This is a genomic window from Pseudoduganella sp. RAF19 (assembly GCF_052114165.1).
Classification (GTDB): domain Bacteria; phylum Pseudomonadota; class Gammaproteobacteria; order Burkholderiales; family Burkholderiaceae_D; genus Rugamonas.
The window spans coordinates 162,545-187,710 of the sequence record NZ_JBFREF010000012.1 but is presented as its reverse complement, the minus strand read 5'-3'; the positions used below and the strand labels follow the sequence as shown (position 1 = coordinate 187,710).

The 25,166-nt window shown below is 61.0% G+C and carries 18 protein-coding genes; 8 read left to right on the top strand and 10 right to left on the bottom strand.

Annotation, left to right across the window (positions count from 1 at the left end; genetic code table 11):
• Positions 1-2,157 precede the first annotated feature (2,157 nt).
• Complete coding sequence (locus AB4Z19_RS27740; protein WP_442026891.1) at positions 2,158-2,457, top strand: hypothetical protein; 300 nt, start codon at positions 2,158-2,160, stop codon at positions 2,455-2,457.
• A gap of 69 nt (positions 2,458-2,526) precedes the next feature.
• Here AB4Z19_RS27740 and AB4Z19_RS27735 read toward each other — a convergent pair whose 3' ends face one another.
• From AB4Z19_RS27735 to AB4Z19_RS27695, 9 genes are all read right to left on the bottom strand, one after another.
• Entirely contained in the window at positions 2,527-2,874 is a 348-nt protein-coding gene (locus AB4Z19_RS27735; RefSeq protein ID WP_442026890.1) for a hypothetical protein, read from the bottom strand.
• A gap of 30 nt (positions 2,875-2,904) precedes the next feature.
• A complete protein-coding gene (locus AB4Z19_RS27730; RefSeq protein ID WP_442036756.1) occupies positions 2,905-3,753 on the bottom strand; it encodes a PAS domain-containing protein in 849 nt (282 codons plus the stop codon).
• A 30-nt stretch (positions 3,754-3,783) separates the two neighbouring features.
• The gene (locus tag AB4Z19_RS27725; protein ID WP_442026887.1) at positions 3,784-4,422 is read right to left on the bottom strand and encodes a hypothetical protein; all 639 of its coding nucleotides are present in this window, start codon (positions 4,420-4,422) and stop codon (positions 3,784-3,786) included.
• Positions 4,307-5,197 carry a patatin-like phospholipase family protein gene (locus AB4Z19_RS27720; RefSeq protein WP_442026886.1) on the bottom strand — a complete coding sequence of 297 codons (891 nt, stop codon included), beginning with the start codon at positions 5,195-5,197 and terminating at the stop codon, positions 4,307-4,309. Before AB4Z19_RS27720 ends, AB4Z19_RS27725 begins: the two co-directional genes overlap by 116 nt.
• Before the next feature lie 9 nt (positions 5,198-5,206).
• A complete protein-coding gene (locus tag AB4Z19_RS27715; protein ID WP_442036754.1) occupies positions 5,207-6,556 on the bottom strand; it encodes a TolC family outer membrane protein in 1,350 nt (449 codons plus the stop codon).
• 34 nt (positions 6,557-6,590) lie between these two features.
• Positions 6,591-9,626 carry an efflux RND transporter permease subunit gene (locus AB4Z19_RS27710; RefSeq protein WP_442036752.1) on the bottom strand — a complete coding sequence of 1,012 codons (3,036 nt, stop codon included), beginning with the start codon at positions 9,624-9,626 and terminating at the stop codon, positions 6,591-6,593.
• Positions 9,623-10,711, bottom strand: a complete 1,089-nt coding sequence (locus AB4Z19_RS27705; RefSeq protein ID WP_442023940.1) for an efflux RND transporter periplasmic adaptor subunit — start codon at positions 10,709-10,711, stop codon at positions 9,623-9,625. The genes AB4Z19_RS27710 and AB4Z19_RS27705 overlap by 4 nt, the downstream gene beginning before the upstream one ends.
• Positions 10,712-10,888: 177 nt before the next feature.
• Positions 10,889-11,533 carry a TetR/AcrR family transcriptional regulator gene (locus AB4Z19_RS27700; RefSeq protein WP_442036750.1) on the bottom strand — a complete coding sequence of 215 codons (645 nt, stop codon included), beginning with the start codon at positions 11,531-11,533 and terminating at the stop codon, positions 10,889-10,891.
• A gap of 121 nt (positions 11,534-11,654) precedes the next feature.
• Positions 11,655-12,335 carry a TetR/AcrR family transcriptional regulator gene (locus tag AB4Z19_RS27695; RefSeq protein ID WP_442023944.1) on the bottom strand — a complete coding sequence of 227 codons (681 nt, stop codon included), beginning with the start codon at positions 12,333-12,335 and terminating at the stop codon, positions 11,655-11,657.
• 129 nt (positions 12,336-12,464) lie between these two features.
• Between AB4Z19_RS27695 and AB4Z19_RS27690 the strand changes: the two genes are divergently transcribed.
• From AB4Z19_RS27690 to AB4Z19_RS27665, 6 genes are all read left to right on the top strand, one after another.
• Entirely contained in the window at positions 12,465-13,607 is a 1,143-nt protein-coding gene (locus tag AB4Z19_RS27690; protein ID WP_442023946.1) for a VOC family protein, read from the top strand.
• Positions 13,608-13,643: 36 nt separating this feature from the next.
• Entirely contained in the window at positions 13,644-14,600 is a 957-nt protein-coding gene (locus tag AB4Z19_RS27685) for a fumarylacetoacetate hydrolase family protein (RefSeq protein ID WP_442036748.1), read from the top strand.
• On the top strand, positions 14,597-15,628 hold the full coding sequence (locus AB4Z19_RS27680; RefSeq protein WP_442023950.1) for an alcohol dehydrogenase catalytic domain-containing protein: 1,032 nt from the start codon (positions 14,597-14,599) through the stop codon (positions 15,626-15,628). Before AB4Z19_RS27685 ends, AB4Z19_RS27680 begins: the two co-directional genes overlap by 4 nt.
• A gap of 25 nt (positions 15,629-15,653) precedes the next feature.
• On the top strand, positions 15,654-17,597 hold the full coding sequence (locus AB4Z19_RS27675; RefSeq protein ID WP_442023952.1) for an acyl-CoA synthetase: 1,944 nt from the start codon (positions 15,654-15,656) through the stop codon (positions 17,595-17,597).
• Positions 17,594-19,216 (top strand): bifunctional 3-(3-hydroxy-phenyl)propionate/3-hydroxycinnamic acid hydroxylase, encoded by a 1,623-nt coding sequence (locus AB4Z19_RS27670; RefSeq protein WP_442023954.1) that lies wholly within the window; start codon positions 17,594-17,596, stop codon positions 19,214-19,216. The genes AB4Z19_RS27675 and AB4Z19_RS27670 overlap by 4 nt, the downstream gene beginning before the upstream one ends.
• A gap of 95 nt (positions 19,217-19,311) precedes the next feature.
• A complete protein-coding gene (locus AB4Z19_RS27665; RefSeq protein ID WP_442023956.1) occupies positions 19,312-20,397 on the top strand; it encodes a transporter in 1,086 nt (361 codons plus the stop codon).
• A 153-nt stretch (positions 20,398-20,550) separates the two neighbouring features.
• On the opposite strand, the gene AB4Z19_RS27660 is transcribed toward AB4Z19_RS27665, so the two are convergent.
• Positions 20,551-21,417: a hypothetical protein gene (locus AB4Z19_RS27660; RefSeq protein ID WP_442023958.1), complete on the bottom strand. Its 867-nt coding sequence runs from the start codon at positions 21,415-21,417 to the stop codon at positions 20,551-20,553.
• A gap of 184 nt (positions 21,418-21,601) precedes the next feature.
• On the opposite strand from AB4Z19_RS27660, the gene AB4Z19_RS27655 reads away from it, so the two are divergent.
• Positions 21,602-23,431, top strand: a complete 1,830-nt coding sequence (locus tag AB4Z19_RS27655; protein WP_442036746.1) for an AI-2E family transporter — start codon at positions 21,602-21,604, stop codon at positions 23,429-23,431.
• Positions 23,432-25,166 lie beyond the last annotated feature (1,735 nt).

Genomic DNA, 25,166 nt, shown 5'->3' with positions numbered 1-25,166 from the left:
ACCGCCATGCCCAATTCGGCCTGCTTCAGCACGGACACGATTTGTTCCGCTGGAAAATGTTTGCGCTTCATAGTCAAACCCTCCCGCTAAGGAATTATTGACCAAAAACTCGCGCTCTGAAGCGTCTAATTTTTCCAATGCAGATCACAGCCGTTTCACAGTACCGGCTACTATTCAACTTCCGTTTCACTGTACGGCAATCGGGTTCGCCGCACGCGCGCTGCATTCGCTGCATCAAATGGCGAGAAACCTTGCTGCCAATACGTCCGCATCTCAAGGGTAGGCCAGCCTCGAAATGGTGCATAGCACTTCTTCGTCAATTCCCGCCATTCGCGCCATTCCATCGGCTGCTGTTCCACTGAGCTTGACCTTTAAAATAATTTATATCGTTTTTCTCACGTCTATAGTATCACTGCGAACTCTCCGGGCAGGCAGCGTTCGCATACAGCGGTTACTGCCTCATGCCCGGCAGGTGCCAAAGTGCAGCCACAGGAGAATGAGCAAAGGCACATCGTCAACGGCGCCGGCCTGTCGTGCTCATGTAGCGCTTCTGAAGATCGATTACCACAATCGTTTTCCAATTGCGTTCGTCGGCTTGGCTGCGAATAAGCAAGCGCTGCTCAGGCAAATCTCGTCGCCAGATGTATTCCTTGTTGAAGGGAGCTGCCATCTCAACAGGCAGACAAAAAATGTTGGAGCTGGACCACACCGTCGAACGGCGAACTGTTCGCTCCTTTAGCGCTTGTTAAACTAAATAGCGGAATGTTTGTACGAGTGGGCAATTCATGCCTGACGCTGCCCTTTGACATCCATTCCTATCTCACCCTTGTTGGTCAAGCCCGCTTCGGCGGGCTCTTTTTTGTCCTATGGAAGGGCACCCGTTGCCCAGAATCGTGACTTGCGGAAGAGCCGATTGTGTCCGCCCTGGGAAAGCCGCCGGGTCTGGCCGGCCTGCTTGCCGAGCAGAAATTTTGTATCTCCCGCCTTCAGATGGCTGCCCGCTGTCCGCCTTTCCCGCCACGACTCGGCGCCAATGGCCGGCATGGGGCGCATGCGCAGATGAGAGCGCGCCAACGCCCCTCCTCTATCGCCACGGCTGCAGTTGATGCTGGGCCATACCAAATCAAATACCCTGGGAGCAAAAGAAAGCCCGCCTAGGCGGGCAAATGTTCAATGACACAAGGAATGGCAACGGGAGGCACATATGAGGTGAATGCAGATCCTTAACTGCCATTCCGATAGTTAGTGTAGCAGGTGCAATTCCGGTGTGCCGTCGCTCGTATGCGACACCAATACACTTTAACGATGTGTCGGCGCGCAAAGTGCAAGTCTTTTGAACGCAGATTAATCAATCTATTCCTACACTGAACAGTCAGGTGTCATTGGAATTGGGCAAAGGCAGCAATGAAGAAATGGCGTTTTCGCTCCTCGGATTGGAATCGCCGAACTCACTCACTTTACCTTCAGCAAAACACCAAACCAACGGAAGCATAGGCATTGAGGCTAATTTAAACCCAGCTATGCAGCCGCGCTGGAGGCAGTCTGCAGCGCGCCGCCCGAAGTTTCGTCCCGGGACAGCGTAGATGACGCAGTCTGGACCACATGGTCCGTGACTGACCGGCACAAAGAGGCCCGCTGATGCGAGCCGATGCCTTTGCAGGCCGAGAGTGTTTTATATGCGGAAGAGCAAGCGACCCGGGAACGCCCATCGTCCCGTTCTGTACCTGACTGATGTCGGTACTCTTTGATTCACCCTACCCCCTACGGCGCCGGTGTAGCGCACGCTTGGCAAGCAAGCAATCTGCGACCAAAGGCGCGCTGATCCGATCAGCAGTCAGCGGCACCAGCAATGGCGACTGAGGACGCCCACGGACCACGCGTGGCCGGCGCGGCCATTCCACAAGGCAGGCGATGAAATGGCACATCGAATAATGTCGCGCACCAGCGGCGCGCGGCGCATATCGCGTTCTATGTGCACAATACGCACGGGTGCCTGTCAGCATGCGCCCCTCAGCCGCCCCGTATATCATTTGGAGATTGCGATAGGAAATAACGAACCACCGAAACGGCACAGGATGGTATGGTTTTCTCCATCACCATAGCATCTGCCGACCGACTGAACGGGTCTGTGCAGCGACTGGCAGAGAGGAGACCATCATGTCAATTGATCTTCAAGATCGCCGCATGCCCGGCAAGTCTGCAGCAATCGTTGATGAGGCTTTAGATCTCGCCCATGAGTGTGGATGGAGCTATGCGCTAGCCTACCTTATCAGTGAACACATATCCCCGGACACAATCCAACGTCTCATGTTCGGCCGCGGGCGCCAACACCGCCTGCATCGGACGCGTGACGCGAGTTCCTGCGGCGCGCATCTTTCCACGGCTTGGCGCGAGAACAAAGAGATGCGAGATCTGTTCGTTTCGCTCCATCGACGCAAATCCGGAAACGGCCAATAAACAGGCCCGCTTCAGCGGGCTGAAGTCCTGAGAACGACCGGCAGAATGCCGCAGCCACATGGACCTCGCTCAAGACCCCAGCGAGGGCGTGAAGTAGATCAAATGGACAAGACCCTGCCGTAGCGCTGCCTCCATCAGCAATCCCCATTTTAGTTTGCTCGCGGAATCGCCGCGTCTGCGTGGCGGCCTTGCCGCTATTTTCGTGCTACCGTCCCCAATGGTGTTGCCATATGTCCTGCGTCGCTGCCGCCATGTATCCATGTTCGAACGCACGTCACCGATCATTGCCGCCAGATAGAGGTTCATCTGCTGCATGGCGCGTAGCATTTGACCGATATCGTCGTGACGGCTGGTCACAATCTTGCCACTGAGGTCACCACCAGCGATCGCGCGCGCAGTCTTAATCGCCTCTTGCATCGGGATGCCAACGGAGTGGCGAACGGTATACTACAACAGGACAATCGCCATCACTCCCAGCCCGCCTGCTGCCGCGAGCAACTTGCCCAGGCTCCGATCAACCATGGTGAATCCCGGCACACCCATGGCGACAAATAGCAAGGCAATCGTGGCCAGCGCCCCGGCGACGCGCAGGCGCAGCGAGGAACTCACGAGGCCAGACAGCATACCCGCCAGGTCCGCGCGCGCGACTTGGCCCCGACGGACCGTCAGTCTGTCCGGATTACCGTGGCGCATGCTCCGATACGCGTGCTCGGCCTGCTCCACCTCGACGCGGGCGGGCTTGGTCCACACTGAGAGGTAGCCCGTCGCCACACCTGCCTCCATCATTAGGGTGACATTCGCTTCCACCCAGTAGTAGTCACCGTTCTTGCTCCGGTTTTTCACCAGCCCGGTCCATGGCAGGCCTGCCCACAGGGTCTGCCACAAATCGTCGAAGGCCTCGGGCGGCATGTCGGGATAGCGCACGAGATTGTGTGGTGCGCCAATCAGTTCCTCTTCGGTGAAGCCGCTGGATTCGATGAAATGCGGATTCACGTTGGTAATCCGGCCCTTGAGATCGGTCTTGGAAGCCAGGTACTTGCCCTCGGCCAGCGGATACTCGATGGTCGCGACGGGAGAGTTCTGTCGCATACTACGCTTTCGCTTAAGTGGCGGTTTGATAATTAATGCTTCCGCGTCTTCCGAGCGCGCCGGTGATTGCTCTCCCTGCAATCGACCGGTATCAAGCCGAAAAAAATCTATCGCAGTCTGGAATGGCGCGGTCTGCAGTTTCTCGCGCATGTTATCTTCACGGCGGGAACGGGGCAGCAGCAGCCCTTGCTTGACGCTCTTTCTCATGTCGAACATCCTCCATCTCGGCCCGCCCGTTCAAGGTGCCGCGCCAGCTGCCGGCGGCTGCAAGCTGGTGCGTAGACGCTGGAATTCGGGCGAGGCGCGCAGCGCGGCACGACCCGCCTCCTGCAGTTGCTTCACCTGCCATGGGACGATCGTTAGCGCGGTGGGCACCTGCAGCAGCACCGAGCGGGTTGCTGCATCCTTCAGATCACGCAGGCTCACGCTGATGACATAGATTTCTGCGTCGGCCGCAAACGGACTGCCCGTCTTGCCCCGTAGCGCGTCCAGCTCCTGGCGCCAGCGCTGCGCGCTATCGCTCATCACCGCAAGCGTCTCGCCGGTGGCGCGTGAACCGGCGCCAAACACCAGTGCGTTCATCACCTGGCCCATACCCGGCACGTGGTCGCTTTGGTCCAGGCGCTCCCCAAGATCCCGCTCCGAGTTGACGCTGACCAGGACGATCTTGTGCACCGAACCGGGTGGCAGATGCTGGAAGCTCGCATCCAACGTGCCTCCCGCCACCGCGCGGACCAGCAGGCCCCGTACGCCGAGATTGTCAATCAGGCCACCGTCGACCAGATGCAGGTACGGCCGTTCGTCGGCGTCCAGATAACTTTGCACACTCGCGTCCAGCAGGCGCGCCTGCAGATTGCCTTCCGCGTGCGCAGCCACTGCCACCTGCCTGGACTGGGGGGCACTTGCCGGCGTAGTTACGCACCGTGACAGGGCTCAGCAACAACGGCACCGAAGAAGACGCTGCCACGGCATAAGACAGTGGCACGCTGTTCAAGTCGGAACAGATTAATGCGAATTGCTCGGGCGTGAATTCAAATGGGGCGCCCGTCGTCAGGTCGGTCGCCGTGATGAGCAAGCGCGGGCCACGCTGCTGTGCCAGCAGATCACCAAAGGTCTTGCCGCGATACAGCATGTCCAGCTTTTCTGCCAGCACATTGCTGCGGCTATACCAGGGTGAACTGATGCGGTACAGCGAGCGCGGCGAGAATGCCTGGGCGATCAGCCCGGCCTGGAAGTCTTGCATCAGAAAGTCTGGCTCGAAGCGGGTAAAGGTCTCCTCGCCAAAAGCCGCATAGTAGGCCGCCAGCACGCTGCCGCCAGAGACACCACTCACCAGGCCCATCTGGGCCATCAGCGTCGTGTTCTGGCCATCCAGGGCGAACTGCGTGGCGTCCAGCTCTTTCAGTACGCCTAATCCGAAGGCAGCAGCGCGTGCGCCGCCGCCTGACAGGGTGACTGCGCCAATGATCGCATGCGGTTTGCCATCATCCGCCAGCCGCACCAACGCCGCCGGCGTCGGTGACTGCTCGGTAATCGGCCCGTTGACCCATGGCCGTGTCGAGGAGCACGCGCTCCGAACCATTGAGAAGACCGCGACCCAGCCTGCGCGTGACAGCAGGCTGGCGGGACCGCGCATGACGAACCGCATCATTCATTCCCCTTAATGCGCCAGCCACGGGTTGAGCTGGGTCAGGCTTTCCTCATCCAGATCGCCCGACGCCAGCGCCAGACGCAGCCGGCCCAGGAGATAGTCGGCGCGCCCTTGCACCAGGTCCAGTTCCGCGGCGAACAGGCGCTGCTGTGCGTCCAGGACGTCCAAAGCCGTACGGGTACCGACATCGCGCCCGCCGATGGTCGCTTCCAGGGCGGACACCGCAGACGTCAACGCCTGTTCCTGGGCGGCGATGCGCGACACGCCGGTCGACACCGACAGATAGCCCTCCTGCACCTTCAAGCGCACATCGCGCTTGACCGCCGCCAGGCCCTGTTCCGCCTGGCCCAGGCGCGCGACCGCTTCGCGCTGGCGTGAATCGAGGCCGCCGCCCGCATACAAGGGAACGTTCAGCACCACACCGATGGAGGCGGTACGGTCACCTTCCGGCGCCACCAGCGGCGACAGGCTGCCGTGCTGGTTCTTCGCGCCATAGCTCGCCACCAGAACCAGCGTTGGGCGTCCTGACAACCGGTGCTTGGCAATTTCGACATTCGCAATTTCCAGTTCCGATTGCTTGGCCAGCACTTGTGTGCTGCGGCTTTCGCCGCGCATCTGCCACTCGGACAGTGCAATCGGTTCAGGCATGTGCGGCGTGAAATTGGCGGCGAACGGCGCCAGTTCATCAGGTTCCGCGCCGACGGTCTCCCGGAACTGCGCACGCCGCAGCTGCAGCATGGACTGCGCCGTCACTTCGCGCGTGACCACCGCGTCCAGGCGCGCCTGCGCTTCCTGCACATCGGTGATGCGGTCCTGCCCTACGGCGTAGCGTGCTTGTGCACGGTCGCGCTGATGGCTTACGGCATCGCGCTCGGCCTGCACCACGCGCAGTGTGTCTTCCGCCACCAGTACGGCGAAATACACTTCGGCCACGCGCATGGCCAAATCCTGGCGCGATGCCCTGAACTGGGTGCGCGCCAACACTGATTGCTCGCGCAATTGTTGGCGGTTGGCCGTCGCACTGCGGTCGTACAGCGGCTGGACCAGCTGCACGCTGGCCTGGCTCGCGGTACCGGTACTCGACTCGGGCAGCAACGCCGACGATGCGGGCGTCATATCACCGGTCTGGCGATTGTGGACGCGCGAGACGCCAGCTTGCAGATTGACGCGCGGTCGCAGCAGGGCATCGCCCTGCACTGCCTTCTCGTTGCCTGCTAGCAGGCCCTGGTCGGCGGCCAGGCTGGCCGGATCATTGATCAGCGCCTGACGGTAAGCCTCGGCCACGTCCATCGCGCTTGCCATCCCGCCATGCAGGGCCAGCAGCATACCAAGCGCTGCCGGCAGAGTTTTCAGTTTCATTTTCATCGAATTTTCCTCAGGCAGCGGTGGGGCGCTACGCGCGATACCAGGCCGCATACAGCGCCGGCAAGAAGACTAGGGTCAGGACGGTCGCTACCGCCAGGCCACCCATGATGGCCCACGCCATCGGCCCCCAAAACACCGAATGGGTCAACGGGATCATGGCCAGGATGGCTGCCAGCGCGGTCAGCACAATGGGGCGCAGACGCCGCACGGCCGACTCCACAATGGCGGTCCAGAGCGGGGTGCCGGTTGCCATCTCCTGGTCAATCTGCACCACCAGAATCACCGAGTTACGGATGATCATGCCGGCCAGCGCGATCACGCCCAGCATGGCGACGAAGCCAAATGGAATCTGGCAGGCTGCCATGATGGCCGCCACACCAATCATGCCCAGCGGGGCAGTCAGCAGGACCAGCGCCATCTTCTTCATGTCCTGCAGCTGCACCATCAGCAACAGCAGCACGACGATGACGGTCACCGGCATCACGGCGAAGACCGAGGTCTGCGCCTTGGCGCTGGACTCCGACGCACCGCCGATTTCGATGCCGTAGCCGAGCGGCAGATCCTTCGACAGGGCTTGCAACATCGGCCAAACAGCATTTGTCACATCGGGTGCCTGTGCGCCTTCAATGTCGGCACGCACGGTCAGCGTGGGAATCCGGTTACGGCGCCACAACTGGCTTTCTTCGCTATCGAGCGTCAGGCGAGCGACCTGGGACACGGGGACAAACTTGCCTTCGCGCAGATAGATCTTCGCGTCCTTCAGATTGTTCAGGTCCGTCCGCTCGGGTGCGACCAGGCGGGTCATCACCGCAATCGACTGGTCGTTTTCGCGGTACTGCGTGATGGGTGTGCCGGACAGCGAGGCTTCCAGGGCCGCCTTGATCTGGATGGAGCTCACGCCTAGCGCACGCGCCTTGTCCTGGTCGACGTCCACCCGCACGCGCTTGACGCGCTCGCCCCAGTCCTCATTGACCGCGCGCACATGCGGGTTGGTACGCACAATCACGCCAACTTTCTGAGCGATTTCACGCACCTTGGCCGGGTCGTTGCCATACACGCGGAACTGCACCGGGTAGCCAACGGGCGGTCCATTCTCCAGCCGGTTGACGCGCCCACGCACATTGGCGAAGCGGCCGTCGAACAGCTTGCGCACTTTGGCCACCGCGCGCTCGCGTGCCTCGCCTCCCTTGGTCATGATCATCATTTCGCCAAGGTTCAGGTTGGGGGTCTGCACGTCCAGCGGCAGATAGAAGCGCGGCGCGCCATCGCCGACGAAGCTGGTCACCGCCTCGATATCCGGATCGCCCTTCAGCAGCTTTTCCAGCTCCTGCACTTCGCGCTCGCTGGCCTCAAAGGTCGACGCCTTGGGCATCCACAGGTCCACCATCAGTTCCGGGCGGTCGGAAGCCGGGAAGAACTGTTGCGGCACCGCCTTGAACAGCAGCAGCGAACCCACGAACGCGGCCAGCGTAATACCAATCACCCAGAAGCGCTGGCGCAGGCAAAAGTCCACAAAGTGGCGGAATTTCACGTAAAAGCCGCGCTGGTACACGGCGTCTTCATCATGGTGGGCGTGCTTCTCCTCCTTCAGCAGCTTGTAGCCGATGAAGGGCGTGAACAGCACCGCCACCACCCACGACAGGATCAGCGAGATGCCGACCACCTGGAACAAGGAGTACACGTACTCGCCGGTGCCGGACTTGGCAAAACCCACCGGCAGGAAGCCCGCCGCAGTGATCAGGGTACCGGTCAGCATCGGGAAAGCGGTTGCCGTGTAGGCATACGTCGCGGCTCGGAACTTGTCCCATCCCTGCTCCAGCTTCAGCGCCATCATCTCTACTGCGATGATGGCATCGTCCACCAGCAAGCCCAGTGCAATAATCAAGGCTCCCAGCGAAATGCGCTGCAGGTCGATCCCCAAGACGTACATCGCCAGGAAGGTCATAGCCAGCACCAGCGGGATGCACAGCGCGACAACCAGGCCCGTGCGTACACCCAGCGAAAAGAAGCTGACGGCCAGGACAATCAGCACCGCTTCGGCCAGGCTCTTCTTGAATTCGTGCACGGCATGTTCCACCACGCGCGGCTGGTCGCTCACCGCGTGCAGCTGCACGCCCACCGGCAGATGGGACTGGATACGTTGCACGGTTTGGTCCAGCTGGGCGCCGAGGTGGATCACATCGCCGCCTTTGCGCATGCTCACTGCCAGGCCGAGCGCTGGCTGGCCATTGAAGCGCATGCGCGCCACGGCCGGCTCTACAAAGCCGCGGCGGACTTCGGCAATGTCGCCCAGCCGGAAGGTGCGTTCACCGGCCCGGATGCCAATCGCCCGGATACCGTCAACTGAGTCGAACTCGCCGCTCACGGTCAGGCGCACCTGTTCGGCTGCCGTCTGGACCGTGCCTGCGGCGGCCACCGCATTGGTTTGCGCCAGCGTGGTAGCGATCAAGGCGGGATCCAGTCCCAGCGATGCCAGCTTGGCAGTGGACATCTCGACATAGATCTTTTCTTCCTGCTTGCCGATCAGCTCGACCTTGTTGACGTCCGAGACGCGCAGAAATTCGTCGCGCGCCGCGTCGGCCATCTTGCGCAGGTCCTCATAAGTGAACCCGTCGCCGGTGATGGCGTACATATTGCCGTAGGTATCGCCGAATTCGTCGTTGAAGAAGGGACCCTGCACGCCCTGCGGCAGGGTATGGTTAATGTCCTTCAGCTTCTTGCGGACCTGGTACCACACATCCGGTACTTTGGACGGAGGCACCGCTTCGCGCAGGTTGATCTTGATCTGCGTCTCGCCAGGTTTCACGTAGGTCGACATATAGTCGATCTCCGCAACCCCTTGCAGCTTGCGTTCCATCAGGTCGGTCACCTGGTCGGCCATCTGCTGGGCGGAGCTGCCGGGCCAGTAGGCCTGCACCACCATGGTCTTGATGGTGAACTCGGGATCTTCTTTCTGGCCCAGACTGCCATAGGCCAGGATGCCCGCAATCGAGAGCAGCAACAGCAGAAACGCAATCATCTGCTGGTGCTTCAACGCCCATTCGGACAGGTTAACGCCTTTCATTTACCACCTCCGGCCAGCATCACCTGCTGATCAGGCTGCAGCATGTGGACGCCGGCGGTGACGACCCTTTCCCCTCCCGCCAGGCCGGCGGTGACCAGCACATTGTCGTTCTGGGCACTGCCCAGCTTCACCTCACGCGCGGCGACGCGCTGGGTCTTGGGATTGACCACCCATACGCTGCGCTTGGCGCCACCATCGACGATGGCGGTCAAAGGCAATCGAATGGCGCTCTTGCCATCGACGTCAGGGGCCTGCACGGAAGCAGTCATGCCCAGACGTAGCAGGGATGAATCGGGCTGGGCAATCGCGATGCGGGCGGAATACGTACGGGTGACACTGTCCGTGTCGGGCGCCAGCTCACGCAGCGCCCCACTCCAGGTCTGCCCTGGATGGGCCCATACGGCCACCTGCAGCGTGCGCGCCTGGCGCAGCTCATCCACGCGCGACTCGGGAATGCTGATGGATACTTCACGTTCGCCGTCCGCAGCCACGGTGACGACCGCTTGGCCTGGAGCAACCACCTGGCCAGCTTCGGCTCGGATGGCGCTGACGACGCCGTCGCGGTCGGCCACCAGCGTGGTGTACCCGCGCTGATTGGCGCTGAACTGCTCGCGCGCCTCGGCCGAGCGCAGTTGCGCCTCGGCCTGGTCCAGTGCCAGCCGCTGATGATCGACTTCTGCCTGGGAGGCGAACTGGTGCGCCAGCAGCGTTTCAGCACGCCGCAAATCCATGCGGGCCTGCCCCATGCGGCTCTTTGCCGCATCCACTTCGGCAGCCGAGGCTGCCAGCTGCAGGCTCTCTTGCGCCGGATCGAGCTGCATCAAGGCTTGGCCACGCTTGACATGACTGCCCACTTCCACCAGCCGGGCCACGATCTTGCCGCCCGTACGGAAACCGAGCTGGCTTTCGTAGCGGGCCCGGATTTCACCGGAATACGATGCGCCCACCGTGCCATCGCTTTGGCCGACGACGATCGTCCGCACGGGACGCACTTCTTCATGGGGCGCTTCCGGCGTTTTGGCGCAGCCGGCCAACAGGCCAAGGACGCCGATGGAAATGGCAGCCTTTCGATAATTCAGGTTCACTTGAGATGTCCTCCTAAGTCAGATGGAGGAACTATAACCCATATCGACGACTTTGTCATTATGACGTACGAGTCATATTGACGATTAAATTAATTTAACAAGGACGCAACAAAGCAGGCGCCATACTGGCGCCTGCGGAAAAGAGGGCAATGTGGAAAAGAAAGTAAGAAGCGAGGCTCAGGCGCGTTCTGGCGTCTGGGCAGTGGCGCGTGCCTGGGCACGCGCTAGAAGCGAATCTGGTGCGGGGGCCAGCTTGGGGAGGGAAGCACCGGTAACCCGCTCCGCCTCGGCAACCGAAAGGCCCATAGTACGCATAATGGCCGCGACGATCTTTTCCGGATAATCTTTGGCGGTGCGGCCGCGCGCCATGCGGTCAATTGCCACCAGACCGGCGCCACCAATCAAGTCCAGCACGATTTCCAGCGGGACATTGGCCAGATCGCCCCGTTTCTGCCCTTCTTCGATATCTTCCGGCAGATACCGGAAAGCCTTGTTCTGCGCCGCCAGCACACGCAGCCCCCCAGCGGCCAAAAACCGCGCCAAAAGATTGTGCTTGCGCGCCAGGTGCAAATAGCAGCGCATGCCGGTCGCGACCCGCAGCGCCGGATCCTCAATATCGCTAACCGCCGCTTCAATCAATCCCACCATCTCGCCACTTAGTTCGTCGCTGATCGCTAGCAGCAAATCTTCGTTGGTGCGGAAATAGTTATAAAACGAGCCTTGGGATACCTCTGCCAGGGACACCACATCCGGGATGATGCTAGCGCCCACGCCTTTTTCGGCAAAAACAATCATGGCAGTTTCAATTAAGCGCGCACGCATCCGCTCGCGCCGTTCCGCAGCGACGCGGGTGCGATGGTCAGTAGTCTTAGGGGCAGCTGGCATAGTCTGATGACGAGATAGGAAACGCCGCGATCATATCAGATTGGCTTCGCACCCAAGGCTAACCTTTGAATAGCTGCGTGCGGCGCAAAATCGAATGCTCAGGCAATTCGAAGGCCGGAAGCGGCAAGGCGGCGATGCGCGCTGCCTCCTGGTCTTCCATCCCGAGCGCACGTAGCATGGCGCGTGCACTGGCATCCGCATAGTCGCCGCCAAGCTGCTCGCGCGCCATGCTGCATGCAGCGCTGACGACGACACCCACCAGCAAGTCAATGCCCATGCGCTGATCAATGTCGCCGAAGCGCCGAGTGGCGACACCCAGCGCCACGTCGCGCGATAAATACTGCACGCCCAGCAGGCTGCTGTTCGCTGCCGGGAATGGCAATCCGGCCAAAAAGTGGCCGAACAATGGAAAGCGCCGCGCCGTGCGTAGCACCAGCCTTGCGCCGCACGCAATACGCTCGGCAGGATCGCTGCATTGTTGCACCACTGGATCGATGGCACGCAGCAGATCATCATTGATCTCGCTCGCCACCGCCTCCAGCAACTCATCGTTCGTGCGGAAATAATTATAAAAGGACCCACGCGCAATTCCTGCCTGGGCAATGACATCTTCGATGACCGCCTGCGGCCCCTTCTGGGCAAACACCAGAAGTGCGCTCTCAAGGAGCTTGGCGCGCGTCTTCTCGCGCCGCTTGGCACCAACTCTGGTGCGATGGTTTGGAATGTCTTCAGTGTTCATGATCGTCTTTCGTTGTTTGGTAGATTGTATGCAAATTATAATTGACATCAAAGTCATTATGACGGTATCGTCACTATAAATGACGACTTGGCCGTATTTTCTTGATGGCCAGACAATACTGGAGACCCTATGATTCAAGCTCCCCGGGCCGCGCTCCGCACGCCGCCCGCTTATCCGGAAAGCCGCCTGCCTGCTGGCATCGACAAGCTGGCGCGTCCTGCACCGCTGCTGAAGGCCCAGTCGCTGGCGTTCCTGATGTTTGAAAAACCGGACCTGGACGCCTGCGAAACGTTCCTGACCGACTTTGGCATGCAGCGTGTCACGTGCGATAACGGGCGCCTGCTGATGCGCGGGCATGGCAGCGCCCCCTGCATCTACCTGGCAAAACGCGGCAACAAGGCGCGCTATCTCGGCGCCGCATTTACCGTGGACGGCGAAGCGCAACTGCAAAAAGTGCAAGCGCTGGACGGCGCGCGCCGCCTTGCCGCATCGGAGATTCCAGGAGGCGGCAGCGGCTTCGAGTTAATCGACCCGGCCGGCAACGTGCTGTGGCTCATCACCGGTCAGCGACCACTGGCGGCGCTGCCCTTGCGCGCACCACTGCATCCGCAAACCAACTGCTACAGCGAGACGCGACGCGTGAACGCCACCATCCGGCTGCCCGTGGAGCCGGCTGCGGTGGCCAAGCTGGGCCACGTGGTCCTGCAAACGGTGGACTTTGGCGCCATGGCGGACTGGTACATGCGCCACCTCGGCCTGATCCCCACCGACGTACAGTACCTGGCCGACGGTTCGCCCAACCTTGCCTTTTTCCGTCTGGATCTGGGCGATACCCCGGCCGATCACCACAGCTTCGTGCTGGCTGGCGGTATCGAGGAAAAGTATGAACACAGCGCCTACGAGGTCATCGACCTGGATGCGCTCGGCCAGGGGCATAACGTGCTGCGTGCCAACGGCCACAAGCATATGTGGGGCATCGGCCGCCATATTCTGGGCAGCCAGCTGTTTGACTACTGGTACGACCCCGACGGCATGGAATTCGAGCATTACACCGATGGCGACGTGTTCACCGCCGGCCACGAAACCCACTACGTGCCCCTGGAATTGTCCGGCATCTGGGCCTGGGGCGATGACGTGCCGCCATCCATGGGCGTCAAGCGCGACCTGGGCACCGTGCTCAAGGTATTGCGGCTCCTGTGGCAGGGACGCATCAAACTGTCGCGCTTAAAACTGCTGGGCAGCGCCATGGCCAACGCCCGGCCGTGGCTGTAAGCAGCTCTTCCATCGCGCAATCAACAAGGAGTAAACATGGCAGTCCAAGTCGTCCACTATGCCCTGGACGGGACCCCGGCATGGGGTGTCGTGCACGGTCGCCGCATCGCGCCGTTGTCGCGATCCTTTGCCAGCACCGCCGACCTGGTCGGCGCAGGCCTCGACGAGGCGTGGGCCAGCGTGCCGGCCCAAGCGACGCTCGCGCTTGACGCGGTGACCCTGCTGTCGCCGGTGACCAGCGACCGGCAGTTCATTTGCCAGGGCATTAACTACGCCAGCCACGTGCGTGAATCGGGCATGGATCCTGACAAGATTCCCTTCAATACCCTGTTTACCAAAGCGCCGTCCAGCCTGGCCTCGTCTCAGGCCGAGGTGGTGCGTCCGGCCCATGTGCGTCTTCTGGATTATGAGGTGGAGCTTGGGCTGGTGATGCGCCGCGCAATGACCGGACCCGTCACGGTGGAACCGCATGCGCTGCACGAGTGGCTGGCCGGCGTGACCATCGTGAATGACATATCGGCGCGCGACGTGCAACTGCCGCAGGTGCAGTTCTACAAGGGTAAGAGCTACCGCACCTTCGGCCCCACGGGGCCCTTCCTGCTGCTGCTGTCCCCCGCCGAATGGCGCCGTTGGCCGGACCTGCACATGCGCCTGCAGGTCAATGGCCAGCCGCGCCAGGACGCCTACTGTGGCGACATGATCTTTCAGCCGCACAAGACACTGACTGAATTGTCGGCGCTGCACGATGTGCAAGCAGGCGACCTGATTGCAACTGGCACACCCGCAGGATGCGCCGCCCGCGCGCCGGGCAAGTTTGCCATGTGGATGATGCGCCGCGTGCTCTCTGATTCCACCAAATGGCGCCTGTTCATCCAGAAGGGTTTGTCCAATCCGGCGTATCTGCAGCCGGGTGATGTCATTACGGCTTCCATTCGCACGGACGATGGCGCGCTCGACTTGGGAGAGCAGCGCAACAAGGTAGTCGCGCCATGAAGGGGCCGTGTCTGGCTGCGGCCCTCACCAGCTTTGGTGGTGCAGAGAATATCGTGCTGCGCGAGATCGCGATGCCCCAGCCGAAGCGCGGGCAGATTGTGGTCCAGGTACATGCGGCCTCCGTCAATCCAATCGACATACGACGCCGCGCCGGCTATGGGCGCCGCATGATGTCGCTCATCGGCGCGGCACAGATGCCACTGGCGCTGGGCAATGATTTCGCTGGCATCGTCTGCGCCGTGGGCCCCGATGTGACGGCGTTGCGCGAGGGCGACAAGGTGTATGGCGTCAAGCCACCCTCCAGCCAGGGCACCCACGCCACGCATGTCGTCATCGACGCCCGTCACGCGCTGCTGCAACCAGCCGGTATGAGCCCCATGCAGCTGGCCGTGCTGCCCTATAACTTCCTGACCGTCATGCGCGCCTTTGCCGGCGTCGGCATTGACCGCGGCACCATCGAGGGCCGGCGCGTACTTGTGCATGGCGCCTCCGGCGGGCTGGGCTTGATCGCCCTGCGCCTGTTGCATGCCATGGGCGCGCAAGTCACTGCCGTGGCCAGCGCTGGCAATCGCCACGCTTGCGTCGAAGCCGGAGCGGCCAGCGTCATCGACCGCCACGCGGTGCCGCTGCGCTCTTTGCCAAAAGAGTATGCCGCCACGCTGAACTTTGCCAGCTGGGAAGACGACGTCAACCTCTTGCGCCTTCTGACGCCCGGCGCGCTCGGCCATGCCACGACGGTTCATCCGCTGCTTGGCCAGGTGGATGTGAACGGCCTGGTTGGCGGCCTGGCGCGCGCCTGGTGGATCAAACGGCGCGTCGGCGCCCACCGGCCGCACGGCACCCGCTACGCGTGGACCGTGTTCGGGCCGGACCGCGAGGCCTTGGCAGCCCTGGCCGACTATGCGCCGCTGTTGGCCCTGCCGGTGGCGCTGGGGACCTACGCGCTGCAAGAAGCGGCGCAGGCGCACCGCCATGTCGAGCAGCACTACCAGGGACGTGCCGTCTTGCTACCCCATTGGGACAGCTAAGCACTTAAAACAAGGAGGAGAACAAATGTCCAACAATAATATCCAATTCAACACACCGGCGCCGGCAGCCATACATAGCCGGGCCGGCATCTCGGCGCTGGAAAAAAGTCCGTGGCGCGATCATGTCTCCGCCTTCACGACTTACGACGTTTTACGCCGGGCTGCGAGGCTGCACCCGCACAACACCGCGCTGCGCTTCCTTCTGCGCGGCGACGCGGACGCGCCTGCGTTCACGCTAAATTACGAGAGCCTGTTCGCCCGCGTGACGCAAGCCGCTAATGCATTTCACCGCGTCGGCATCACGCCGGGCAAGGCGGTGGCCCTACTGCTGCCGAATTTGCCCGAAACCCACGCAGCCCTGTGGGGCGCCCAGGCGGCCGGCATTGCCAGTCCAATCAATCCGATGCTCGAAGTCGAGCACATTGCCGCCATCATCAATGAGACCCGGGCTGAAGCACTGGTGACGCTGGCGCCATTGCCCGACAACGATGTCTGGCAAAAGGCAATGGCAGTCATCGACCGCTGCCCCACCATTCGTACCGTCTTCATGGTGGACATGGACCCATATGTTGACGCAGCACAGCGCCATGCATTGCAGGCCATGCGCGTCGCGGCGCCATTGCCAAAGCGCCTCGGCCTCCTGTTCATGCCCTTCGGCGCGGCGCTGGCGCAGGAGCCGGCCGATCATCTGGCCTCCGGCCGCGCGATTCAACCCGAGGACGTCTGCGCCTATTTTCACACGGGCGGCACCACGGGCTTGCCCAAGGTCGCCCTGCACACCCATCAGAACGAATGCTTTGTCGCCGCCATGCTGCCCTTGCTCCAGCCGGAGCATCATGTCGTGCTGTGCGGCCTGCCGCTCTTCCATGTCAACGGCGCCATCGTCACCGGCCTGGCGGCATTTAGCGCCGGCTGGGAAGTCGTATTGCTCACGCCGCAGGGCTACCGCGGCGCCGGCGTCCTGCCCAATTTCTGGCAGCTGGTGGAACGCTTCGGCGCGACCAGCTTCAGCGCCGTCCCCACCATCTTTGCCGCGCTCGCGAATCTCCCACTGGATGGCGCCAATATCGCTTCGCTGCGTGTCGCGTTCTGCGGTGCCGCGCCTTTGCCACCCGCAGTGGCGCGGCGCTTCGAGGAAGTCGCCGGCATTCCGCTGTGCGAAGGCTATGGCCTGACCGAAGCAGCCTGCATCTCGACGGTCCATCCAGCCGGCATCCCGCGCCGTCCGGGCAGCGTTGGCTTGCGGCTTCCCTTCCAGTCGCTGCAGCCCTGGAAGCTGGACAGCGCCGGTCGCGCCATCGAGCCGTGCATCATTGGCGAAGTAGGCGTCATAGGCCTGCAGGGCCCCAATGTCTTCCCCGGCTACCTGCAGGAGCGCGATAACCAGGGCATCTGGCTGGCGCCCGGTTGGCTCAGCACGGGCGACCTTGGCTACCTCGACGCGGACGGCTTCCTGCACCTGACCGGCCGTGCCAAGGACTTGATTATCCGCGGTGGCCACAACATCGATCCAGCCATGATCGAAGATGCCCTGCTACGTCACCCCGCCATTGCCATGGCGGCCGCAGTGGGACAACCCGATCTCCACGCAGGCGAACTGCCAGTGGTTTTTGTCACGCTGAAACCGGGTGCGGCGGCCGATGCCCACCAACTGCTTGCGGATGCGCGCGAGCTGGAGCCGGAGCGCGCCGCCGCGCCGGCACGCGTCATTATCCTGCCGCACATGACGCTGACCGCCATCGGCAAGGTTGCCAAGTCCGAGCTGCGCCTGCAGGCCGCCAGGCTCGTGTTCAACGAGGTGCTCACTGAGCATGGCATCGCGGGCGAGTTGGACGTGACCGCGACGCCCGACCGCGGTGCGGTTGTGCTGTTGCGCTGCGCGCAGGACGACATCGCTCGCGCAGGTGCCCTCCTGGCACGCTTCCCTTACGTCATCGAGGTGCAGCCCACACTGGGAGAACGACCATGAATCCAGCCATTCCTGCTTCGGTCGACGTCCTGGTGGCCGGCATGGGACCGGTCGGCGCAACCGCTGCCAACCTGTTGGGCCGCTACGGACTACGCACCCTGGTCATCGACAAAGCGCAAGACATCTTCCTGGCGCCACGCGCCATCGTGCTCGACAACGAGGCCTTACGCATCCTGCAAATGGCCGGCCTGGAGGAAGGTGCGTTCGCGACCTGCGCCATTTCGGAAGTGCAAATGCATTCACCGGTGTTCGGCTACTATGCGCGCGCCAATACCGCCGGCCACACCGATGGCCACCCGCGACTCGTCACGTTCTACCAGCCGGAATTGGAGCGGGTACTGCGGGCGCGTCTCGCGCAGTACGCCTGTGTCCAGACATCGCTCGGCACCGAACTGGTGGACTTCTCCCAGGACGCCAATGGCGTCCGTGCCACCCTGCGCCAGCCAGATGGACAGCTGGCAACGGTGCACGCCAAGTTTCTGCTGGGCGTGGACGGCGCCAACTCGTTTGTGCGCAAGCATGCGGGCCTGGGCTTCGAAGGCAAGACGTTCACCCAGGACTGGCTGGTGGTGGACACCATCAACGCACCCAAACCCATCAGCCACATCGAATTCACCTGCGATCCGCGCCGTCCTTCACCGCATATGCCGGCACCGGGCAATCGCCAGCGCTGGGAATTCATGCTGCACCCAGGTGAAACCCGCGAACAGATGGAACATCCTGATACCATCCGCGCCCTGCTTTCCCCTTGGTGCGATACCAGCGAGTGCACCATCGAACGCACTGCCGTGTACCGCTTCCATGCACGCATGGTGGACTGCTTTTCCAAGGGGCGCGTGTTCCTGGCCGGCGATGCGGCGCACATTACGCCGCCCTTCGTCGGGCAGGGCCTGGTAGCTGGCCTGCGCGACGTCGCCAACCTGTGCTGGAAGCTGGCCTGGGTGGTACAAGAGCGCGCGCCCCAGTCCATTCTGGCGACCTATGACATCGAACGCAGGCCGCACGCCCGCTCGATTATCAACATGGCGCGCATGATGGGAGCTCTCGTCATGCCGCGTAACCGCATCACTGCGCTCGTGGTGCATGGCTTCATGCGCCTGATGCATCGCATACCGGTAACGCGCCCCGTATTCGAAGACTTAAAGATCAAGCCAGCCAATCGCTTCCCCTGCGGCTTGTTCCAGCGCGGCAGCAGCCGCGCGCGGCTGGTACGCGGTGGCCAGCTGCCTCAGGGTCTGGTAAGGCTGGCACCGGGAGCACCGTGCTCCCTCAGTGACGATTGCCTGGGCGATGCGCTGACCTTGATTGGCTTTGGTTGCGATCCCGCTGCGGAACTGAGCCTGCCTTTGCGGGTAGCCTGGCATGGCGCGGGCGGCAGGAGCATCACGCTGCTCCACCGGGGCCAAACCGGGCTGCGGGCCGACGCCTGGGAAGACATGACCGATGCGCTGGTTCCCGGTGCGGCGCCCGTTGGCTGGGTGGCTGTGGTCCGTCCTGACCGCACGGTGCTGCATGACGGCCCGCTGGGGGAAGTTGAAGCCATCGTGCGCGAATCGCTCGCACTGATGGGATGCACCAGTCCAATGATCTCGAGTGTCTCGTCTCCGGTGCCTACTTAGAACCACCGGAGATTCCTTTGCCTGCCGTCGCGGGGCGGCAGTTTTTTTTCTTCCGCAGTCCTGCAACACAAGTTCAATCACATAAGGAGACTTGCATGACCATGATGAAAAAAGTCGCCGGCGGCGCCATGCTGGCAGCCAGCTTCGCCAGCGCACACGCCGCCGAGGGCTTTGAGCCGCGTTACAACCTGGCGGGAAGCCTGGCAGGCGAAATTTTCTCTCCGCCAGACCAGACAGGATGGGCCATCGGCACGGCGGTAACACGGGTGCCGGTGCGCCACGTGACGGGTGACGACGGCAAAGACCTGACCTTGCCGGTACCGGGCGGCACGCTATCCGTACCCGGCCTGCCCAGCGCACTGCAACCGTCCTACGGTCCGGGCAAGACGACGGTGTATGGCAATGGTTCCATGACGCGTACCGATGTCGCCCTTGGCTACATCACCACGGAGCAGTACAGCGGAGGGCGTTTCCTCTTTGTGCTCGATCTCCCCTACATTCGCAAGGACCAGCACATCGGCGTGAGCGGCGCCACGCCAGCGCTGTCCTGGCCCGGTCCAATGCCCGCCGAAGTCCAGGCTGGCGTGGGGGGCCAATTTCAGACGCAGTACCAGAATGCGTTGGCGGCACAGGGAGCAGCGTCCACCGGCATCATCCACGGCTTGGGCGACGCCGAGATGATGGCCGGCTGGCAGTACGTCGGCGAGAAATGGCGCGTCCTGGGTGGCGCCTCGCTCATTCTGCCGACCGGCAAATACCACGATGATCCGCAACCGGACGCAGGAACCGGCAACTTCCGCACCTTGCGTCCCGCCATGCAGGTCGCCTATTTGCCGACCTCGAGTATCGCGCTCGGCGCCAAGGTCTCACTCGGCCTCAATACAAGAAACCGCGACAACCAGCTCCGCAGCGGCAACTGGTTTGGCGTTGAGCTCGCGGCCGGCTATATGACGCCGATTGGCGTGGTGGGCGTCCATGCGCTACGTGTGCAGCAGTACCAAGACGACGAGAACAATCCCTTTGGAGCCAGCCGATTCCGCTCCACGAATGCTGGCGCCTTCTTCACGACCAAGGTGCCCGTCGTCGATGCCATCTTGACACTTCAATACATCGACACCACCGCGTCGCGCAACGCCAAGCATGGCAGTTTTTATCAGCTGCGCCTGATCAAACTGCTGTAAGCGGCTTATCCGCCTGCGTTGCTTCGGAACGTCGCCGTGTCGGCGATATGGGTGGCCGGGCCAGGCGCGCTGCGATAGCCGCCTGCTGTCCGAGCCGAAACTTCATTGACTTGTCCGTCGCAATGTTGGGGGTGGTCCTATCTTAGGAGCCAATCATAGCGGCCGCCTGGTCAGCTCCGAATTATTCGTCTGCGCCACCATCCATGAGTCTGACTGGCCACTACTGACCAAGCGTACGTGCGGGGAACGGTTCGATTCTTGCGCCGCGGCTTGACGCTTGGTGGAGACCGCCAGCTTGACTTGGGCAACAACCTCGTCCAGGCTATGGTGAAGCGTGTTCAGCTCAGCCAGCACACGGCGCTGGTTTTGCGCCTGCCCATCTTGGGGTGCTGCTGCGACGGAGCCTTCGCCAGACTGATCGCGCTGCGAACTCACGGCCATCCACACGGTCACTCCGAACACCAAGACCAGCAACACAGCGGCAACCACGACCAGCAGGGTAGTCCGCCGGGATCCACCGGCGCTACTGGTGGCACCGCTGGCAAATTCGTTCAGCGCGTCCAGCCGCGCCTGCTCCAGGTCATTCTCTAGAACGCGGTAATGTTCTTCGAAAAGGATGATTGCCGAGCTTGGATCATTTGGCCTGAGTGCGCGTGTCATACGCGCCTGCATGGCTGGCCTGTACCAGAGATCGAATTCCTCCTTCAGGCGATTCGCCAGTGCGTCCTGGCCAGGCTCTGCACTTAACGATTGCAACTGCTCGCTAATGCGCTTCGCCTTTTCGGCCAATGCTTCCAGTCCGTTGTCTTCACCACCCTGCGCGTCCAGCAAGCCGTCACTCAAATTGTCCACTTCTTGCGCGAGCGCGGTTAGCTTGCTGAGTACCGTGTAGTTGGTGCCCAGCGAGGTGTGCAACTTGCTGATTGTGCCAAGATCGACATACACCATCCCTGCCAAGCCGATGCCAAACAAGATGACCGCCATCACCGGCATCAGCCATACATTTCGCTTTGTGTTCATAATAGTATTCTTCACTGCAACCGTACCGTCTTGGCACGATTTCATAATGATTGTATCATCATCCTGACATCTATGTCAATACAAATAACTTGCAAATACAGAACGAGAGCTGACGCAATACACAATGACATTTGCGTCATTATGATTTAGTATCCGCAGACTCAGCTTGTTCCACTGCCGTGTTATGTCCAGACCTATTCATACTCCGCGTCTAAATGCAAATGCCATTGCCGGCGCGACCTGCGTGCTTGTTATGCTTTACTTTGGACGCGATGTCCTTCAGCCCATCGCACTTGCCGTCATACTGAGTCTGGTCGTCGCCCCGCTGACGCGCGCACTCGGTCGTGTCGGGGTACGCGGGTTGTCTGCCACTTTGGTGACACTGCTTTTCGCGGCAGTATGTGTGATCGGGATAATTGGCGTCCTTGCATCGCAACTTGTAAACGTTAGCGCCGAGTTGCCAAAATACCGAGCTACCATTCAACAGAAAGTCGAACAGTTACGCACCATTGCGGAGCGCCCGTTCGTGCATTTCAATGCGAATTGGAATGCAGTGGTACCTATGCCGGCGCGCCCGGCGATTGGCGACGCTGGTCGAGACACCGCCGTGGCGCCAGCGCCCGTGATCCCGCCAGCGGATGCGACCGATGTTCTGAATCGTTTGGTTGAGCTGACGTGGGAACCCTTGGCTAAATCTGGTTTGGTGATGCTGCTTCTGCTGTTCATTCTTCTGGAACAGGAATCCTTACAGGATCGCCTGATCCGGCTGGGACGCCAAACCGAAATCAGCCGCACCGTAAAGGCGCTGGGCGATGCTGCCGGTGGCGTGTCGCGATACTTCTTCACGCAATTCCTCGTCAACACGGTGTTTGGCATTTTTATCGGATTTGGATTGTTGACTTTAGGAGTACCGCATGCACTACTGTGGGGAACCTTAGCTGCCGTGATGCGGTTTATCCCATACCTGGGCGCCATAGCCTCTGGCGGGGTGATCGCCTGCTTTGCCGCGGCCGTCGACACCGGTTGGGATATGGCGCTTTCAGCCGTCATCTTGTTTGGTGTCCTCGAAATAACGGTGTCAAATTTGGTGGAGCCAAAGGTCTATGGGCACAGCACAGGCTTGTCGCCTCTGGCAGTCGTGGTATCGGCTGTGTTCTGGGGAACGCTTTGGGGGCCCGTAGGGCTGTTGATTTCTACGCCTCTGACCGTTTGCCTGGTCGTCGCCGGCCGGCACATTGAGTCCTTGGAGTCGCTCTCAATATTGCTGGGCCAAGCACCAGACGTAACTGCCGCACAGCGTTTCTTCCAGCGTAGCCTGTCGGGGGAAGCTGCGGCCATTCTTAAGGATGCTCAAATATATCTACGCCGTGCCAGCTTCGCACGGTACTGTGATCAAACGCTTCTACCTGGCTTGGCACTTGCCGCGGGAGAGTTGCGCAGGGGCGCAATCGACAAAGTGCAACAGGAGCGTCTACGCTGCACCGTTGTGGAAGTTGCGGAAGTCCTCGCACCCAGCGGTACGGCGACACGCCGACACCGCGTGTCCCTGCTCGACGCTAACGTAGGTGCACATCCACGGCAGTTGCGTGAAGCACGGCTCGGTCGCTGGCAAGGTTCACTAGATGTCCCTCTACGTTCCATCGTCCTGTGCGCAGGATTAGAATCGGAGCGCGATGAGCTAATCGGTGAACTACTCGCACGATCATTGCGAGAAAGTGGTGTAGACGCACGTAGTGTTTCTTTGCCCCTGCCTTACGAGCAGCACGACTCCGGCAAGGCTTCTCTGGTCTCTACCATTTTGGTCGCCTATCCACTAAAAGAGACCTTCGAAACATGGCGCATTGCCGTCGCTGCGCTGCGCATTCTGCTTCCCCAAGCGCTGGTGGCGACCGTTCGGCTGCCAAGGGACGAGTTTTCCGTGCCGCCTGCAGCGATGCAAACCGAGGTAGATATGGTCTTGCGTTCGTTCGAGGAGTGCCTAGCTTTCGTTTCCCCCGACCGCGACGCGGCTTGAAGTACTGAAATGATGCGCTGCGGGTCGAAATAACAGCACACAGCCGCACCTGGCCGCGGCAACTGTCCAATTCGGATGAATGCCGGCGGCGCCAGCTTTAGCAGCGATCAAGCGCTGTATCGACAAAAGCGCCTAATGTCTGAGGCCGCAGGGAATTCATCTCCTCTACAAATAAACGGTACAATTTGCTATTCAAGGTCGTGCATGCCTTGAATGTCACTACAGATACTGCAAAACTGATCCTGCTACCTGTGAGGATCGCTCTCACATCGCTCCTGCTTCGGCTCATCGCGAGCCAGTCAGGGCCTGACACCGGCGACGGTGTCAGGCCCTGCGGACGTCACCCGCTGAATTCTCAACCGGTGTCGCTTCTGGCGACATTCTCTTTCATTGCTGAACTTCCCAACCTGCATCCCTGCTGGGTTTTCCTGTTTGCTGTTGTTGGGGCCCTTGGTATGGCGCTCATTACAACCACAGTCGCGAACGACATAATGGCCTCGAGTGCGTTCGCGATCACCCTAGCCTTTATTCAAGTGGCTCAGGCGGCTGGGACATGGCGTTATTCGGAAAAAATTCTAGTGGACTAGGCTGGGGACCCAAGACACTGAAGCTAAGGAATGCGCCATGGATCTTTATCTGCGTAAAAGCTGCTGCAGCGTTATATCTCATTATCGCGGTTGTCAGTAAGTCGCTGATTTACGTCATAGCAACCTTTTGCCCGCCTGACGTTCGAATTAAACTACTGGCGTTCTATACGCTCCCTGGCGTTGTTCTCACTTTGGCTTTAGCTTACCCCACATTCATTATCTTGCGTCCGCCTGTACGGCTGCTGATAGCTGTTTCATGGCGAGCGATAGAGTACCCAACTGGTGCCTGGGCTGCAATTGTATTCTTATCGCGAGCGTAACCGCTTTAGCTCAGACCTTTCTTACGTCCTAATGCCACGTCTATGTGGCATAGGCTACTGGGCGCTCAGAGTGCTGGAAACTTTAACTCGGATCGCTGCACCAGCTCGAGCGGCCCACCAAAACGTCCGACATTTTCGAGCTTGTTTCTGAAGTTGCAGCGCGGGCAAAGGAAGAAGCGACCAATACTATCTATCGTCGGTTCGCAATTGTTAAACTTTACATCTACACCGCATCGCGCGCGTTTCCACATGGGCTCTCCCTTCAGTAAAATCTGGTAACGTCAAGCGCTTGACCCCAACCCTGCATTCGCGTGCTGACCTGCGGCGCATGCGTATAAGACACACCTGTGTGCGCACTCAATGCGTGTCTGAGCATGTGCCAAACAGGCAAAAGTTCGGCTCGTAATCCGGCCCGTCACCGCAGACATGATGGGCTTCGGCGACGTTATTCGCTGAACCGCGGGCTACCGCTAAACGACTCCCGCGTTGCGCCGTCTGCCCTACTAAAAATCGCATCAACTAAATCAACAGGTATCCCCGCATTAAGCGCCAATCTATACGCAAACCGCCGGCCGAACTGCACCCTCGCGGCGAGCACGACCGTTATTTTGTCCGACGTTATCAAGTCAGTTCGTGGGGTCACTTCGTCTCCTGTGCTTGCCGATGGTGCGTCATGCGGCGAGGATCAACTACTTCAGCCATACAGTAGTCAGGTCGTGGGCGCCCTACCCGATGCCTACGACTATTTCCCCGCCAAATAAATGCGGCTGCAAAACAGCCACTCGCTGGCTCTGAACATTCGCCGCCTTGCGAAAACAAGTCATTGGG

What these genes read in the sequence shown, in the direction of transcription:
- AB4Z19_RS27740 (WP_442026891.1), top strand. Translation starts at nt 2,158, where the DNA reads ATGTCAATTGATCTTCAAGATCGCCGCATGCCCGGCAAGTCTGCAGCA.
- AB4Z19_RS27735 (WP_442026890.1), bottom strand. Translation starts at nt 2,874, where the DNA reads ATGCAAGAGGCGATTAAGACTGCGCGCGCGATCGCTGGTGGTGACCTC.
- AB4Z19_RS27730 (WP_442036756.1), bottom strand. Translation starts at nt 3,753, where the DNA reads ATGAGAAAGAGCGTCAAGCAAGGGCTGCTGCTGCCCCGTTCCCGCCGT.
- AB4Z19_RS27720 (WP_442026886.1), bottom strand. Translation starts at nt 5,197, where the DNA reads ATGATGCGGTTCGTCATGCGCGGTCCCGCCAGCCTGCTGTCACGCGCA.
- AB4Z19_RS27715 (WP_442036754.1), bottom strand. Translation starts at nt 6,556, where the DNA reads ATGAAACTGAAAACTCTGCCGGCAGCGCTTGGTATGCTGCTGGCCCTG.
- AB4Z19_RS27710 (WP_442036752.1), bottom strand. Translation starts at nt 9,626, where the DNA reads ATGAAAGGCGTTAACCTGTCCGAATGGGCGTTGAAGCACCAGCAGATG.
- AB4Z19_RS27700 (WP_442036750.1), bottom strand. Translation starts at nt 11,533, where the DNA reads ATGCGTGCGCGCTTAATTGAAACTGCCATGATTGTTTTTGCCGAAAAA.
- AB4Z19_RS27695 (WP_442023944.1), bottom strand. Translation starts at nt 12,335, where the DNA reads ATGAACACTGAAGACATTCCAAACCATCGCACCAGAGTTGGTGCCAAG.
- AB4Z19_RS27690 (WP_442023946.1), top strand. Translation starts at nt 12,465, where the DNA reads ATGATTCAAGCTCCCCGGGCCGCGCTCCGCACGCCGCCCGCTTATCCG.
- AB4Z19_RS27685 (WP_442036748.1), top strand. Translation starts at nt 13,644, where the DNA reads ATGGCAGTCCAAGTCGTCCACTATGCCCTGGACGGGACCCCGGCATGG.
- AB4Z19_RS27680 (WP_442023950.1), top strand. Translation starts at nt 14,597, where the DNA reads ATGAAGGGGCCGTGTCTGGCTGCGGCCCTCACCAGCTTTGGTGGTGCA.
- AB4Z19_RS27675 (WP_442023952.1), top strand. Translation starts at nt 15,654, where the DNA reads ATGTCCAACAATAATATCCAATTCAACACACCGGCGCCGGCAGCCATA.
- AB4Z19_RS27670 (WP_442023954.1), top strand. Translation starts at nt 17,594, where the DNA reads ATGAATCCAGCCATTCCTGCTTCGGTCGACGTCCTGGTGGCCGGCATG.
- AB4Z19_RS27665 (WP_442023956.1), top strand. Translation starts at nt 19,312, where the DNA reads ATGACCATGATGAAAAAAGTCGCCGGCGGCGCCATGCTGGCAGCCAGC.
- AB4Z19_RS27660 (WP_442023958.1), bottom strand. Translation starts at nt 21,417, where the DNA reads ATGAACACAAAGCGAAATGTATGGCTGATGCCGGTGATGGCGGTCATC.
- AB4Z19_RS27655 (WP_442036746.1), top strand. Translation starts at nt 21,602, where the DNA reads ATGTCCAGACCTATTCATACTCCGCGTCTAAATGCAAATGCCATTGCC.